Source organism: Chitinophaga chungangae, assembly GCF_017742215.1.
GTDB classification, from domain to species: domain Bacteria; phylum Bacteroidota; class Bacteroidia; order Chitinophagales; family Chitinophagaceae; genus Chitinophaga; species Chitinophaga chungangae.
Genome location: NZ_JAGHKP010000003.1, coordinates 652459 through 668056, shown reverse-complemented (window position 1 = coordinate 668056; position 15598 = coordinate 652459). Strand labels below are relative to the sequence as shown.

10 protein-coding genes are annotated in these 15598 nt (G+C 54.0%); 8 read left to right on the top strand and 2 right to left on the bottom strand.

The window, feature by feature from the left end; genetic code table 11:
• Positions 1-119 precede the first annotated feature (119 nt).
• The 6 genes from J7I43_RS17105 to J7I43_RS17085 all read left to right on the top strand — a co-directional run bounded on the left by J7I43_RS17105 (position 120) and on the right by J7I43_RS17085 (position 7716).
• Positions 120-257, top strand: a complete 138-nt coding sequence (locus J7I43_RS17105; RefSeq protein ID WP_209147071.1) for a hypothetical protein — start codon at positions 120-122, stop codon at positions 255-257.
• 80 nt (positions 258-337) lie between these two features.
• Complete coding sequence (locus J7I43_RS24860) at positions 338-460, top strand: hypothetical protein (RefSeq protein WP_262898759.1); 123 nt, start codon at positions 338-340, stop codon at positions 458-460.
• A gap of 308 nt (positions 461-768) precedes the next feature.
• Positions 769-3078 carry a PSD1 and planctomycete cytochrome C domain-containing protein gene (locus J7I43_RS17100; RefSeq protein WP_209147070.1) on the top strand — a complete coding sequence of 770 codons (2310 nt, stop codon included), beginning with the start codon at positions 769-771 and terminating at the stop codon, positions 3076-3078.
• Between the two features lie 28 nt (positions 3079-3106).
• Positions 3107-4561 carry a DUF1501 domain-containing protein gene (locus J7I43_RS17095; RefSeq protein ID WP_209147069.1) on the top strand — a complete coding sequence of 485 codons (1455 nt, stop codon included), beginning with the start codon at positions 3107-3109 and terminating at the stop codon, positions 4559-4561.
• A 4-nt stretch (positions 4562-4565) separates the two neighbouring features.
• Complete coding sequence (locus tag J7I43_RS17090; protein WP_209147068.1) at positions 4566-5582, top strand: NHL repeat-containing protein; 1017 nt, start codon at positions 4566-4568, stop codon at positions 5580-5582.
• A 1-nt stretch (position 5583) separates the two neighbouring features.
• Positions 5584-7716 (top strand): chitobiase/beta-hexosaminidase C-terminal domain-containing protein, encoded by a 2133-nt coding sequence (locus J7I43_RS17085; protein WP_209147067.1) that lies wholly within the window; start codon positions 5584-5586, stop codon positions 7714-7716.
• A gap of 149 nt (positions 7717-7865) precedes the next feature.
• On the opposite strand, the gene J7I43_RS17080 is transcribed toward J7I43_RS17085, so the two are convergent.
• Both J7I43_RS17080 and J7I43_RS17075 read right to left on the bottom strand, forming a co-directional pair.
• Positions 7866-8495, bottom strand: a complete 630-nt coding sequence (locus tag J7I43_RS17080; protein WP_209147066.1) for a response regulator transcription factor — start codon at positions 8493-8495, stop codon at positions 7866-7868.
• An 84-nt stretch (positions 8496-8579) separates the two neighbouring features.
• Entirely contained in the window at positions 8580-11657 is a 3078-nt protein-coding gene (locus J7I43_RS17075; RefSeq protein ID WP_209147065.1) for a ligand-binding sensor domain-containing protein, read from the bottom strand.
• Between the two features lie 168 nt (positions 11658-11825).
• On the opposite strand from J7I43_RS17075, the gene J7I43_RS17070 reads away from it, so the two are divergent.
• Positions 11826-12845 (top strand): WD40/YVTN/BNR-like repeat-containing protein, encoded by a 1020-nt coding sequence (locus J7I43_RS17070; RefSeq protein WP_209147064.1) that lies wholly within the window; start codon positions 11826-11828, stop codon positions 12843-12845.
• Positions 12846-13127: 282 nt separating this feature from the next.
• Positions 13128-15521, top strand: coding sequence for a glycoside hydrolase family 31 protein (locus J7I43_RS17065; RefSeq protein WP_209147063.1), 2394 nt, complete (start codon positions 13128-13130; stop codon positions 15519-15521).
• The last annotated feature ends 77 nt before the right edge of the window (positions 15522-15598 follow it).

The following is a 15598-nucleotide window of genomic DNA, read 5'->3' as shown; positions in this document are numbered from 1 at the left end:
ATTTCTATTCAAATATTATTTTATATGATTAAATTATCTATATTTACATCCGGCTTCCTAAAGAAAACAGAAAACCTTAGTAAAGCATTAAAAGTATCCTGATGAAAACTGTCTTTTTTATGTTAGTTATTGCCGTTCTGGTCGTAGCGCTCATCGTTACCTTCCTGGTAAACCGGGAACAGCGGGACATGCACCGTTTCAAAAACGTGTTCATCCGCATGATGCAAAAGTTCGATTCCTGGCAGATGCTGCGCTGAGCGCTTTTTCTCCTTTATCATTAGACATTATCCGAATTTAATTTCCTGATCAAATTTTTAACTTATTAATCCCTATACCTATGAAAACCGGCTTACTTTTTAAACTGGCATGCCTGTGCATTGCCTCCGTGGTACTGATCGCCCACTTTACGCGCACTTATTTCAGAAAAATGCGCCCCGTGAAGCTGCGCTCCGCCCACTAAGCCAACACACACAAGCCAAACCCCGGTAATAAAGGCATACCGGGGACCGTTGAAAAAAACTGACCCGCCCCTTCCGGTGCGGGTCTTTTTTTTCTGCGATATTGACCATTTATACGCTTATAATTGCAAAAACCGTTAAAGATTTGCAAACCCCGCCGGGATTCTGTAAATTGTCTGCACACACAGGATAATACACTACAGTTACAGCTTGCACACGAGGAGACATTAACATAATGTGTCCCTCCCATTAATTGATATTGCCGTTTGTAATGATGCTACCATTACGGGCGGCGCTACATTCCACACCAATGAAAAGAAACCACATAGTGGCTTTTGCTGTTATAAGCCTGGTATTATTCCGTGCGTGCACATCCTCTTCCGGCTCCCGCAGCGCGACCGCCGGAAAAATGCCGGATGAAGTGGATTACAATTTCCACATCAGGCCTATTCTCTCCGACAAATGTTTTACCTGTCACGGTCCCGACGCGAACAAACGCGAAGCCGGCCTCCGGCTCGACATTGGCGACAGCGCTTTTAAGGCCCTGAAAGAAACGCCCGGCGCATTCGCGTTCATTCCGGGCAAACCGCACGAATCCGAAGTATACCGGCGGATCACTTCGGAAGACACTTCCCTGCGAATGCCGCCGCCCAATTCCAACCTCCACCTTACGCAACATGAGATCAAGCTCATTGAAAAGTGGATCAAACAGGGCGCGAAATACAAACCGCACTGGGCTTTTGTACCGCCGAAAGCCGTACAGCCGCCGGAAGTGGACGACGAAGCATGGCCGCGCAACGAAATAGACCGTTTTGTGCTCCAGGGCATGGAAAATAACGGCCTCAAACCCAATCCCGAAGCGGATAAGGAACGCCTGCTCAAACGCGCCGCCCTCGACCTCACCGGGCTGCCACCTTCCATCGAAATGATGGACCGTTTTTTGGCGGACACGCGGCCCGATGCTTACGAACGCCTGGTAGATACGCTGCTGGCCATGCCGCAGTACGGCGAAAAAATGGCCGTGCATTGGATGGACGTGGCGCGTTACGCGGATTCCCATGGTTACCAGGACGATAACTACCGTTCCATGTGGCCCTGGCGCGACTGGGTGATCCATGCCTTCAACATCAATCTGCCCTACGACACCTTCGTTACCTGGCAGCTTGCCGGCGACCTGATGCCCAACGCCACCCGCGAACAGCTGCTGGCCACGGGCTTCAACCGCAACCACAAGATCACCGAAGAAGGCGGCGTGATCGACGAGGAATACCGCGTGGAATACGTGCGCGACCGCACCAATACATTCGGGAAAGCCTTTCTCGGCGTAACGATCGAATGCGCGCAATGCCACGATCATAAATACGATCCGTTCACACAAAAAGAATATTACCAGCTTTCCGCGTTCTTCAACAACATCCGCGAAGTAGGCCTGGAATCCGCCGTGGGCGGGCCTGAAACCTACGCAAAAACGCCGTATATGGAGATCTCCAACGCGGAAGTGAAAGACGTGCTGACCTTTATCAACCGCACGGATACCAACCGGCTGATCGTGTCCATCATGGGCGAACGCGATTCGCTGCGGCCTACGTATATCCTTAACCGTGGTGTGTACGACGCGCACGGCCCTGAAGTTGGCGTAGGCACGCCGCGTTCCATCATGAATTTTAACCTGCAGCCCAACAGGCTCGGTTTGGCGAAATGGCTTTTCAGCAAACAGAACCCGCTCACGGCAAGGGTTTACGTGAACCGCATGTGGCAGGAAATATTCGGCAAAGGCATCGTTAAAACCTCCGGCGACTTTGGCATGCAGGGCGAACTGCCCTCCCACCCGGCGCTGCTCGACTGGCTGGCGGTGGACTTTATGGAGCACGGATGGGATATTAAACGGCTGATGAAACAAATGGTGACATCGGCTACTTACCGGCAATCCGCCGTTGTGCCGAAAGAAAAATTAGAGGCCGATCCCGATAATACCTGGCTTTCCCGCGCGCCGCGTTTCCGCCTGCCCGCAGAGGGCGTGCGCGACCTGGTGCTGGGCAGCAGCGGCCTGCTTGTGAAAAAGATCGGCGGGCCCAGCGTGAAACCTTATCAGCCGAAAGGGTTGTGGGAACTGGCCACTTCCGGCCGCGGCATTCTCGCCACGTATCAGCAGGACCATGGTGAAAGCCTTTACCGGCGCGGTTTGTACACCTTCATCAAACGTACCGTGCCGCCACCTTCGCTCATGATATTCGACGGCAGCAACCGCGACCAGTGCGAAGTGAAACGGCTTACCACCAACACGCCGCTGCAGGCGCTGGTAATGCTCAACGATCCCACCGTGCTGGAAGCTTCGCGCGTACTGGCGGCGAGGCTGCTGCACGAAAAGAAAACACAGCCCGTGGAAACGGCTTTCAGGCTGATCGTTTGCCGCAAACCGCAGCCGAAGGAACTGGAGATACTACAGGAATATTATAAAGACCAGCAGGCGCATTTCCGCAGCCAGCCCGCGATGGCAGACAAGCTCCTTCATCACGGAGAATACAAGCTGCCCGATAAAAACGAATACACCGAAGTGGCCGCGCTCATGCAGGTGATCACCGCTATTTACAATCTCGAAGAATCGACCAGCAAAAGCTGACGGATTATCAAATCTAAAACACTCCCTGATGGATAAAGAATTCCTGGAACACGGCCTGAACATGAACCGCCGCCGATTCCTGAGCCGCCTCAGCCTCGGGCTGGGCAGCGTTGCGCTCGGTTCGCTCCTCATCCCCGACCTGTTCGGCGGCGGCGACCTGGACGATATCGGCCTGGCGCCAGGCATCCCGCACTTCGCGCCCAAAGCCAAAAGAGTGATCTATCTTTTTCAGAACGGCGCGCCTTCGCAGCTCGAATCGTTCGACTACAAACCGAAGCTCCGTGAAATGATGGGCCAGGAACTGCCCGCCTCCGTACGTATGGGGCAAAGGCTTACAGGCATGACCTCCGGTCAGTCCTCGTTCCCGCTCGTCGGCTCCTATTACGATTTCCAGCAGTACGGTCAGGCCCGCGCGTGGGTCAGCGACCTGTTCCCTTACACCGCCAAAGTGGTAGACGATATCTGCATCGTGCGCTCCATGTTCACCGAAGCCATCAACCACGACCCCGCGCTCACGTTCTTCCAGACCGGCGCGCAGCAGGGCAACCGCCCGAGCATGGGCGCATGGCTCAGCTACGGCCTGGGCAGCGAGAATAAAAATCTTCCCGCGTTTTGCGTACTGCTTTCGCGCGGCAAGGGCAACGGGCAGGGCGTGTATTCCAAACTCTGGACCAATGGCTTCCTCGACAGCATTCACCAGGGCGTTCAGTTCAGCAGCGGCGAAAGCCCCGTACTGTACCTGAATAATCCCACCGGCATGGATTCCACCGGCCGCCGCAAGATGCTCGATAAACTCTCGGAGCTGAACAACCTTGCCTACAGCGAGTTTGGCGACCCTGAGATCAGCACCAAGATCCAGCAGTACGAAATGGCGTACCGTATGCAGACCGCCGTGCCGGACATTACCGATCTCACGAAAGAACCGGACGATATCATTAAACTATACGGGCCTAATTGCCTGGTGCCCGGCACTTTCGCCTCCAACTGCCTGCTGGCGCGCAAGCTCAGCGAAAACGGCGTGCGTTTCGTGCAACTGTACCACCAGGGATGGGACCAGCACGGCAATCTTCCCAAAGAAATGGCCAACCAGGCGCTGGATGTGGACCAGGCTTCCGCCGCGCTTATCACCGATCTGAAACAACGCGGCATGCTCGACGAAACGCTTGTGATATGGGGCGGCGAATTCGGGCGCACCAATTACAGCCAGGGAAAAATGACGAAAGACAACTACGGCCGCGACCATCACCCCCGCTGCTTCTCCATCTGGATGGCGGGCGGCGGCGTGAAACCGGGACTGGTGTATGGCGAAACCGACGACTTTGGGTACAACATCACAAAAGATCCCGTGCATGTGCACGACTTCCAGGCAACCGTGATGCACCTGCTGGGGCTCGATCACGAAAAACTTATCTTCAAACACCTCGGCCGCCGTTACCGCCTCACAGACGTGAGTGGCACCGTTATAAAAGATCTGATAGCATAACCATATGAACAGAAGAAATTTTCTGCGCTCCGCCGCCATTACAGGCGGATCGTTTTATATCAGCCAGGGTCTGTTCGCCCGCGACAACGGCGACGTTTACGGTCATAACAACATGCGGTACCGGTTAGACAACAAGTGGGGAAACCTCGATCCCGCGCGGTTCCCGGTGAAAGACTGCCATGAAATGATACAGGACAAAAAAGGCCGTATTTTTTTGCTGACCAATGAAACGAAGAACAACGTTTTGATCTACAACAAAAGCGGCAAGCTGCTGAGCAGCTGGGGGCATGAATTTCCCGGGGCGCACGGTCTTACGCTTTCGCCCGAAGGCACGTTATTCATCACCGATACCGACCGGCACCAGGTGTTTAAGACCACGCTGGACGGGAAAGTGCTGCTCACCATCGATTACCCGGCGGAAAGCGGCGTGTATCAAAAGAAAGAAGCTTTTGTGCCGACTGAAACCACGGTGGCAGACAATGGCGACTTTTTTATCGCGGACGGTTACGGATCGCAATATGTGCTTCACTACAACGCTTCCGGCAAGCTGCTCGGCTTTTTCGGCGGCAGGGGCGAAGGAGACAAACACCTGGACAACGCCCACGGCATCACCATCGACAAACGGAACGGCTCGCCTACCCTGCTGGTAACCGACCGCACGCGCAACTGTTTCAAACGGTTCAGCATGAGCGGCGAACTGCAGGAAAAGATCATACTGCCCGGCGCCTGCGTATGCCGCCCTGTGATCAGGGGCGACCATCTCTACGCCGCGGTGCTGCGCTCGCCGGATATGGGCAAAGAGGGCAGCGGTTTTATCACCATTCTCGACAAAGACAACAAAGTGGTGTCTAACCTCGGCGGCACCGCTCCCGTATACGACAACGGCGTGCTGCAGCAGATGCAGCAGGCGGAAAAGATCCTGCACCATCCGCACGACGTGATGGTAGACGACGATGAGAACGTGTATGTGGCGCAATGGGCGTCTGGCAAGGTATATCCCTATAAATTCAAACGCGTGTAGCATGCTGAAAAAGATCGCCGACAATGCGCTCATTGCGGGTAACATTTTTATCCTTTTCCTGCTCGTTTTTTATCAGCAACTGCACATACCCGCCTGGCTGCAGGTGGCAGGCAGAATGCATCCTTTGCTGCTGCACTTTCCCATCGTGCTGATCATACTGGCCGTGGCGCTGGATTTCATGAAGTTCAAAGACCGCGACCTGTTGAACGGCCTTTGGCTGACGGGCACTTTAACCGCGGCCCTTTCCGTGATCATGGGCATTATTTTATCGCGTGAAGAAGGGTATGGCGGAAGCATGCTCGCCTGGCACAAATGGGCCGGCATCGCCGTGTTGTGGATCGCTACGGCGTTGTATTGGTACCGCAGCACAAAAGTAAAAGCCGATATGCCGCCATCCGCCAACAAACTGCTGAAACCCGGCGGGGCTTTGTTGCTCGTGTCCATCGCCATCACCGGGCATTTCGGGGCGAACCTCACGCATGGCGACGACTTTTTGCTGGCGCCGGTAACGCCCAAACCGAAGGCCATTCCCATCACGCAGGCCGTGGTATTCGACCACCTGGTGAAGCCGATACTGGAACAGAAATGTTACAGCTGTCATAATTCCGCTAAAGCCAAAGGCGAGCTGCTGATGCAAACCACGGAGCAATTGTTGAAAGGCGGGAAAACCGGCCCGCTGTTCATCGCCGGCAATCCCGCCGCCAGCCTGATGATGGAGCGCCTGCACCTGCCGCTGGACGCCAAGGAGCACATGCCTCCCAAAAACAAAACGCAGCTAACGCCAGACGAGATCGCCATCCTGCAACAGTGGATCAGCAAAGGCGCGGACTTTAAAATGATGGTGACCGCACTGCCGCAGGAAGACACGCTGTACCAGCTGGCCACGCAATTCCTTGCCCCGCCCGCCGAAGAAGAATACAACTTCGCGGCCGCAAGCGAAAACACCGTCAAAAAACTCAACAACAACTACCGCGTGATCTATCCCATCGCGAGAAACAGTCCAGCGCTGGTAGCCAATTTCTATAACAAAACACAATACAGCAAAAAGGCGCTCGAAGAGCTGCTTCCGCTGAAAGGCCAGCTGGTGGAGCTTCACCTGCAAAAAATGCCGGTGAAGGACGAAGACCTGTCCATCATCAAACAGTTCACACAGCTGCGCAAGCTCAACCTCGATTTCACGGCCATCAAGGGCGAGGGTTTAAAAGAACTGGCCGCGCTGCCGCACCTGCAAAGCCTTGCATTGTCCGGCACCGCCATTACCCTGCCGCATTTGCAGCAACTGATGCAGAACAAATCGCTGCGCGAAGTATATTGCTGGAGCACCCCGCTCACCAGCGGCGACTGGCAGCAGCTGGACAAACAAAAACGCATTCGTTTCGAAAAAGGGTACAGTTCCGAAGGCATCGAGCCGCTGAAGCTCAACCCGCCGATCATCGGCAACGAACAAACCATCTTCCTCGGCCGGCAAACCCTGTCGCTGCGCCACCCCATCAAAGGCGCGGAGATCAGGTATACGCTCGACGGAACGGAGCCGGACAGCGTAAATTCGCAGGTGTATATGGACAGCATCCGCGTAGACAGCAGCTTCACCGTAAAAGCGCGTGCTTTCAAGCCGGGCTGGTACGGCAGCCAGACCGTGCAGGCGCGGTTCCTGAAAACCACCTATCAGCCGGACAGCGCCGTGCTGCTGACGCCGGCCAACGAAAAATACCTCGGCGACGGCGCACGTACTTTCCTCGATCACATCACCGGCAATTTCGACTTCGGCAACGGCAAATGGCTCGGTTTCCGTTACAACGACATGCAGCTGCTGCTGCTGTTCCACAAGCCGGTAAACGTCAGCGCCGTAACAGTGAGCACGCTGCAGCGCAAAGACAGTTACATTTTCCCGCCGCAGCGCCTTGAAATATGGGGCGGCGCCAGCCCGGAGAAACTTACGCTGCTGAAAACCGTGCATCCAACGATGCCCGGGAAAGACACGCCGCCGGGCTACAACCCGCTGGAATGCAAGTTCCCCGGCAAAGAGATCACCTGTCTGAAAGTGGTGGCCGTACCCGTGCCGAAACTTCCTTCCTGGCACGACGGCAAAGGGAAAAAAGCATGGATCTTCGTAGATGAAGTGCTCATTAACTAGCGTATAATCCGTAACCTTCCTGATACAAAAAGAGGCTGCCCCTTTGAGGCAGCCTCGTCGTTTATGCCGGAATAATTTTGCCAGGGCATTTTATGAACAAAAAAGGAACCACGCAGGTGGTTCCTTCCAATTTTATGCATTGACCGCGGTTAGCGGTTGAAGTATTTATTAACGGCGTCCGTACGGCTGCGCACATGCAGTTTTTCGTAAATGTTGTGCACGTGCCTTCGCACGGTCTCGATGCTGATGAACAGGTTGCCGGCGATCTCCTTGTACAGGAAACCTTTGCTCAGCTGGTCGAGAATTTCCTTTTCACGGGAAGTAAGCGCTTCTAGTGCGGGGTTCGGTTTAGCCTGTTTCTGGAAATAAGCCACCACCCTTCTTGCGATCTGGCTGCTCATGGGCGAGCCGCCGTCGTGCAGGTCGCGGATGGCGTCCAGCAATTCGCCGGGAGAGGTCTTTTTCAGAATGTACCCGCTTGCGCCCGCTTCAAGGGCCATAAAGATCTTGTCATCGTCCTCGTAAACAGTAAGCATCATGAATTGCATATCAGGGAATTCCGCTTTCAGGCGGGTGATGCATTCGATACCGTTCATGCCGGGGAGGTTAAAGTCCATCAGCACCACGTTGGGTAACAATTGGGGGATTTTTTCAAGCGCATTTTCTGCATTGTTGAAAGCGCCAATACAAGCATATCCTTCTGAACCATTGATCAGCAACTCCATAGCCTGACGGATATCATGATTGTCCTCAACAATAGCCACAGAGATGATGTCCATGCTATTTTGTAGCTTTTTTTTCGAATATACCATCATTTCAGTTTAAAGTCATAACACCAAGATGTTATAAAAAGTAAATTTAGATTAATTTAATGGTATATCTAAGAAAACTGTCGTACCGTTTTGTGATATAATGTCTGCCTGCCCTCCCACCTGCTGCATCCGCTTCTCGATATTTTTCAGCCCGTTGCCGAACAGGCGTACCTTTTCGGGGTCGAAGCCCTTCCCGTTGTCCTTGATCATGATCGTCATGTTTTTGAAAACTTTCACTTCGATGATCACCTCGGACGCCTGCGAATGTTTCACCACGTTGTGCAGTGACTCCTTCACCGCCAGGTAAATATGCCGGCGCGTGCCCCCGCTCAGCTTCACGTTGGGAATGTTCTCCGGTATTATGAAGTGGTGCTGGATATGCGCGTGCTCCAGGAAATCCGCCGCAAAACTGCGGATGTACGCGATCAGGTTGGCCAGCGAATCGTTGGAAGAGTTCATCGCCCAGATGATCTCGCTCATTTTGTCCACCAGCTCGCCCGCGGCCTCTGAGATGCGTTCTATTTCCTTCGTCTGCCCCGTATCCCTGATCTTGCGTTTGGCGATCTCGCTCAGCAGGCGGATGGTGGAAAGCCCGGAGCCAAGGTCGTCGTGCATATCGCTCGAGATCCTCGCGCGTTCCTGGTCTACCGCCTGCTCCTTCTCCAGCTTCAGCTTTTCATTCCTGATCTTGTAATCGAGGTAAAGCGCCGAGAAATAATACGCTATGCCCAATACCAGCAGCAGCAGCAGGAACCTGAACCACAGGCTTTGCCAGAACGGTATCCTGATCACGATCTGCAGCGTGGTGGGCTCGGTGTTCCACACCTCGTCGTTGTTGCAGGCTTTTACTTTAAACAGGTAAGTACCGGGCCGCAGGTTGGTATACCGCGCCATGCTCTGATTGCCCGCCATCAGCCAGTCTTCATCCGCCCCTTCGAGCATGTACTGCACTTTGTTTTTCAAAGGGTTGGTAAATTCCAGCGGCACGTATTCGATGGCGATCGTATTCTGGTTATACGGCAATTCCACCCTGTGCAGCAGCGATATTGCAGTATCCGATTTAAAAGGTTTGTCCAGCACCTCCAGGCGTTTGATGATCACCTTGGGCACCCAGGGATTGTTTTTGAAGTTGCGGGGGTAAAACCCGGTCACGCCGCGGATGCCGCCAAAGAACAATTCGCCGTCCATGCTTTTGAAATAAGCGCCGGTATTGAATTCATTGCTTTGCAGCCCGTCCTCGAAGTTGTAGGTCACCAGGTTGTCCGCATTCTGCCGGATCTGCGTGATGCCTTTGTTATGGCTGATCCAGATGCCGTCTTTATCGTCCAGCAGCACGGCGTACACGTAATCGCTCACCATGCCGGTGTAATCGTAGCTATTGTAATGTTTGAGCTTGCGGTATTCGTCGTCCAGCACCAGCAGCCCTTTGTTGGTGGCTACCAACAGTTGTTTGTGGGCGTTTTTGTTGATGGATTTGATCTCGATGTCCTGCAGGCCAAGGTCGATCTGTTCCCATTTGCTTTCATCGGTTTTGCGGCAATACAGGTGCGCTTTGGTGCCCACGTATTGATTGCCCCAGAAATCCTCGAAAAAACAGGTGAGCTGTTCGTCCGGGAAACGGTGCACGATAGCCGCGCTAAGCCCTTTTTCGGAACTGTTGAATTTCAGCAGGTATTCGCCGTAGTTGAAATAGGTTTCGCCGTTGGGCCGTTTGTTCACGAAGGGGTAAATATCATCCTGCGGCGGCAGGCCCAGCGCCTCTACTTTGGGCGTAAGATCGCGGAAGCTTTCGGATTTGATGTCGAACTGGCCGATGTGGCCTCTCACGAAGTGGAACCACAATGTCTCATAATCTTCCCGGCAAATGGCGTGCAGGTTGTTGGCGGGAAAAGTGCCCGGTTTTTCTTCGTTGGAGATCCGTTTGAGGTATTTTCCGCCTTTTTCGTAAATGTCCAGCCCATCCTGCAACAGCCCGACGTACAGCCTGCCGTCGTCATGTTTGTACACGGCTTTTACGATGTTATGCGAAATGCGTGGCGAACGGTACAATGAAAATACCTTTTTGTTCGGCGCGTATATTTTCAGCCCGTCCCCATCCGTGCCGATCCACATGTTGTTGCCGGCGTCGCGGTAAAGCGAGATGATCTTGTTGAAGGAATTGGTTTCGAAGCCGTTGAAGCTGGTGATGTGATTGGAGATCTCGTGGTTGGCGAAGTTAAACACGAGCACGCCGTTGTTCCCGCCGATCCAGGCGTTGCCGCGGTCGTCCAGCTCGATGGCCGAAGGCAGGAACGGCTCTTTCAGTTCGTTGAGCACGGTGTAGGGAAGGTCGGTATACTTGTTCCGTTTGGTGTCGAATATCGTGATATGCCCGTTGCTGGCCAGCAGCAGCGAATCGGAGTTGAGCACTTTGATCACGGGTTTCTCCGCCAGCGTGGGCAGGCAATACGTGGTGAGCCGGGTGGTATGGATGTCCATTTTCACCAGCTCTTCTTTTTCAAAGATCATCCAGATATGATCGTCCTGCTTAACGAGCGCCTGCGCGGCCAGCTTGCGTTTCATGAACGACGGCGGGTACAGGATGATCTTTTTGAGCTCGTAGGTGATGTTGTCGAGCAGGTACAGCCCTTTGGAAGGGCGCCATACCCAAAGGGTCTGCGTGGCCTGGTCTTCCCCGAGTATTTTGAATTTCGCGATAAAATCGCGTTCCGCTTCGTTGACGTAGCCGGAATCGATGAATACGTCGCGGAAAGTGTTCTTATAGCGGTCGTACAGGCTGATGCCGAGATTGTGGGCGATCAGGAGCTGGTTGCGCGCGTCGCGGTAGAAAGAATGGTGGCGGGTGCCGGAAAGACCGAAACTTTTTACTACGGCCCTGCCCTGCTGCGAAGCGGAACTGTACACCACGCGTTCCTGCGGGCGGAGCGGGCTTTTCTGGAAAGCGGGATTGTAGCGGTATTCGTTGAACACATACCCGTCGAACCGGTTCACCCCGTCGAAGGTAGAGATCCAGAGAAACCCCTCCTCGTCCTGGATCAGGCTGTAGATGCTGCTTTGGGTCAAACCCCTGTCCACGCCATAGGAATCGAAATTATAGCTTCGTTCCTGCGCCGGGGCGGTTTGGATCAAGGTCAGCAACCAAAATAGGGCAAAGATGCTTATCTGAACTGGTGAACGCATCAAGTAAGTTAAAAGGGTATTAGCATGTTTGCGGTGAATGCAAATATATAATTCTACCTTACACTTTGTAACAAATTTGCATTTTTCTTATTTATTAATGCTGCAAATTGATGTTTTATGAAACTCAGATGCGTGTTTTTGCTGCTGCTTACAGTTGTTTTCGCCGAATCGCGGGCCCAGCGTATTTTCCGGAAGGTTGAGCTGCTCGTTACCGCGCCGATCTCCAGCATCCGCGGGCTGAGCGTGGTGAATGACGAAGTGGTGTGGGTGTCGGGCACGCAGGGAAAGGCCGGCCGCAGCACAGACGGCGGCAAAAACTGGGAATGGTTCAGCATTCCCGGCTGCGACAGCTGCGATTTCCGCGACATCGAAGCATTTTCGGCCGACCGCGCCGTGATCATCGGCATCGCGGAGCCGGCGCGTATTTTTTTGACGGAAGACGCCGGTAAAAACTGGAAACAGGTATATTTCAACGATACAAAAGGCATTTTTCTCGACGCCATGGACTTCCGCGGCGAAAAAGAAGGCGTGATCGTCGGAGACGCGATCAATGGCCGTTTCAAAGGACTGCAAACGCACGATGGCGGGCAAACCTGGCAGGACCTCGACATGCCGCCCGCCGCAGAAGGCGAAGCCTGTTTTGCGGCCAGCGGCACTACGTTGCGCATACTGGACGGGAAAAATACCTTCGCCATCGCCTCCGGCGGCGTCAAAAGCCGCTTTTTCCGCTACAGCGGCGGGAGCTGGACGGTTTCAGAATGGCCTGCCATACAAGGCATCGCCTCCACGGGCATTTTCTCCTTTGCCTTCCATGGAAAAAACGGCGTGGCCGTAGGCGGCGATTACATGAACGCCGGGCAGCAGAAAGGCAATTGCGTGCTGACCTCCGATGGCGGTAAAACCTGGTCTGCGCCGGAACAGTCCCCCCGCGGCTACCGCTCGGCGGTGGAATACCTTAACGGATCAAATGTGATCGCTACCGGCCCGACGGGCACCGATTTTTCGGTCAACGGCGGCAGAACCTGGCAGGCGTTGACAGACGAGGGTTTCCACGCGGTGCGGAAGGCGAAAAAAGGACGTAAAGTGTACCTGGCGGGCGCTAAAGGAAGGATCGCGGTGTTGCGGGAGACGATGTAGACGGCCGCTAAAGAAAAGGCGCCCTGGAAAGGAGCGCCTGGAGTTTAATACGCTTATTGTATCACAACCGGAACAATAGGTTAAAGCAAAAAGTACATATACTACAAGTTACTTTATCTCACTGCAATATTTTGGGAGAAATTCGCCAAGGCCCGGATTTTTTTTGTGAATGCGGGAATTACCCCGTTTAATGCAGGAAAAAAATAATTTTTGACTAATTTAGATTGAATCCGGCCCCAGGGCCAGGCTTTATTTTTAAGAAAAAAGAAACAGATCGGCGCGATGCAAGTGACAACCACATCGGGTAAATACTCGGTAAAACATTTTCCGGACACAATTCAGAAATGGAAAAAAGAGGGAAACTACTTTTATTTCTATACATCCACTACCATCCTCGAACTGCGGGTCATCTCGGACAAGATCGTCCGTTTCCGCTATGCCGCAGACGGGCAATTCCAGCGGGATTTTTCCTATGCGGTCAGCGAAAAGCTGGAAGAATCGCCGGAATATTTCGAGATCCGCGAATGGGCGGATTCCTTTGAGATCATTACCACCGCCATCCGGGTGTTCGTAGCCCGGGAGAACCTGCGGATCACCATCACCGACATCGCGGGGCGGATCATCAACCAGGACGAAACCGGCTTCCACTGGCAATATTATCTCCAGAAAGGCGGCAAGATCGTATACTGCACCAAACTCGTGCAGGAAGGAGAAGCCTTTTACGGCCTCGGCGACAAGCCCACCGACCTCAACCTGCGCGGCAAACGCCTGGAAAATTTCGGCACGGACGCTTACGGTTATAACAAAGACACCGATCCCCTTTACCGCAACATCCCCTTCTATTACGGGCTGCACAACGGTATCGGGTACGGTATCTTCTTCGACAATACCTTTCGCACCCTCTTCGATTTCGGCAAAGAAAGAGAGGACGTGACCAGCTTTTGGGCGCGCGGCGGGGAAATGAACTACTATTTCATTTACGGGCCGGAACTGCTGAAAGTGGCCGAATCGTACGCCCGCATCACCGGTACGGCAGAACTGCCCCCTCTGTGGGCACTCGGTTATCACCAGTGCCGGTGGAGCTATTTCCCGGACACCAAGGTGAAAGAGATCGCTAAAACCTTCAGAGACAAGGGCATTCCCTGCGATGCGCTGTACCTGGACATCGATTATATGGAAGGTTTCCGCTGCTTCACCTGGAGCAGGGAATATTTCCCCGATCCGAAAGGGCTGCTGGCCGGCCTGGCGGCAGACGGGTTCAAGACCGTGGTGATCATCGATCCCGGTATTAAAGTAGACCCGGATTATCCCGTTTACCAGGAACTCCTGCAAAAAGGGTATGCCTGCAAACGGGCGGACGGCGCGCCGATGGAAGGCGACGTATGGCCCGGCAAATGCGTTTTCCCGGATTTCACAGATCCCAAGGTGCGCGACTGGTGGAGCGGTCTTTTCAAAGACCTTACCGCCAACGGCGTACGCGGCGTATGGAACGATATGAACGAGCCCGCCGTGTTCGAGCTGGGCACTTTCCCCGAAGACGTACGGCACGATTACGATGGTGAAAATGTAAGTCACCGCAAAGCGCACAACGTATACGGCCACCTGATGAGCAAAGCCACCGCGGCCGGCCTCAAAAGGCACCTGATGCCGCACCGCCCCTTCGTGATCACCCGCTCCGCCTATTCCGGCACCCAGCGCTGGACCTCGGTGTGGACGGGCGACAATATTTCATCCTGGGAACATCTCTGGCTCGCTTCCGTGCAATGCCAGCGCCTTTCCGTCTCCGGCCTTTCTTTTGCCGGCAGCGACATCGGCGGTTTTATCGGCGAGCCCGACGGCGAGCTGTACACCCGCTGGATACAGCTAGGCGCCTTCCACCCGCTGATGCGCACGCATTCCGCCAGCAACGAAACGGGTTTTAACCAGGACCCCTGGAGCTTCGGCCCCGAATATGAAGCCGTCGTAAAATCGTTTATCCAGCTCCGTTACAGGCTGCTGCCTTATATCTACACCACTTTCTGGCAATATGCCGCTTACGGCACGCCCATGCTTCGCCCGCTGGCATTCGTGGCGCAGAACGATCCCAACACGCACGACCTCAACCACGAGTGGATGCTGGGAGACAGCCTGCTGATCAGCCACGTAAGCGAGCCCGGCATGACATCCAAATCCGTGTACCTCCCCGAAGGCACCTGGTTCTATTATTTCAACGACGAACGTTTTACCGGCGGCCAGGCCGTTACCGTTCCCACGCCGCTCGCCGAAATGCCGCTGTTCGTCAAAGGCGGGTCGGTAGTGGCGCAATACCCGGACATGGAATATGTGGGCCAGAAAAAGATCATGGAAATGATCCTCCAGGTCTACCACGGCGAAGGCACCACGCATAGCATCCTGTACGAGGACGCGGGCGATCATTACGCATACAAAACCGGCCAGTACAACCTCATCCGTTTTAAACAGACCGCCGACGCAAAACAATTCCGGCTGAAGAAAAAATTTGTGGGCCGGTACGAAGCCGATTACACGCATCACCGCGTGCGCGTGCACGGACTGCCTTTCACGCCAAAAGAATATGTGCTCGATGGCGCCGTTCAGCCCCTCCTGCCGCAGCATTTCGTGCAGGGCGTGGTAGAGCTGAAACTCGAACGCGAATTCGAGGAGCTGATCCTGCGATGATATTTCTCAAACATGATACGGAAACGGGGCTGGCAACGGCCCCGTTTTTTTTGCGTAAAAAAATTTGCAGGTTAAAA

Bases quoted from the DNA above. Each gene is read 5' to 3' on its own strand.
- J7I43_RS24860 (WP_262898759.1), top strand. From the start codon at position 338: ATGAAAACCGGCTTACTTTTTAAACTGGCATGCCTGTGCATTGCCTCC.
- J7I43_RS17095 (WP_209147069.1), top strand. From the start codon at position 3,107: ATGGATAAAGAATTCCTGGAACACGGCCTGAACATGAACCGCCGCCGA.
- J7I43_RS17085 (WP_209147067.1), top strand. From the start codon at position 5,584: ATGCTGAAAAAGATCGCCGACAATGCGCTCATTGCGGGTAACATTTTT.
- J7I43_RS17090 (WP_209147068.1), top strand. From the start codon at position 4,566: ATGAACAGAAGAAATTTTCTGCGCTCCGCCGCCATTACAGGCGGATCG.
- J7I43_RS17070 (WP_209147064.1), top strand. From the start codon at position 11,826: ATGAAACTCAGATGCGTGTTTTTGCTGCTGCTTACAGTTGTTTTCGCC.
- J7I43_RS17100 (WP_209147070.1), top strand. From the start codon at position 769: ATGAAAAGAAACCACATAGTGGCTTTTGCTGTTATAAGCCTGGTATTA.
- J7I43_RS17105 (WP_209147071.1), top strand. From the start codon at position 120: ATGTTAGTTATTGCCGTTCTGGTCGTAGCGCTCATCGTTACCTTCCTG.
- J7I43_RS17080 (WP_209147066.1), bottom strand. From the start codon at position 8,495: ATGGACATCATCTCTGTGGCTATTGTTGAGGACAATCATGATATCCGT.
- J7I43_RS17065 (WP_209147063.1), top strand. From the start codon at position 13,128: ATGCAAGTGACAACCACATCGGGTAAATACTCGGTAAAACATTTTCCG.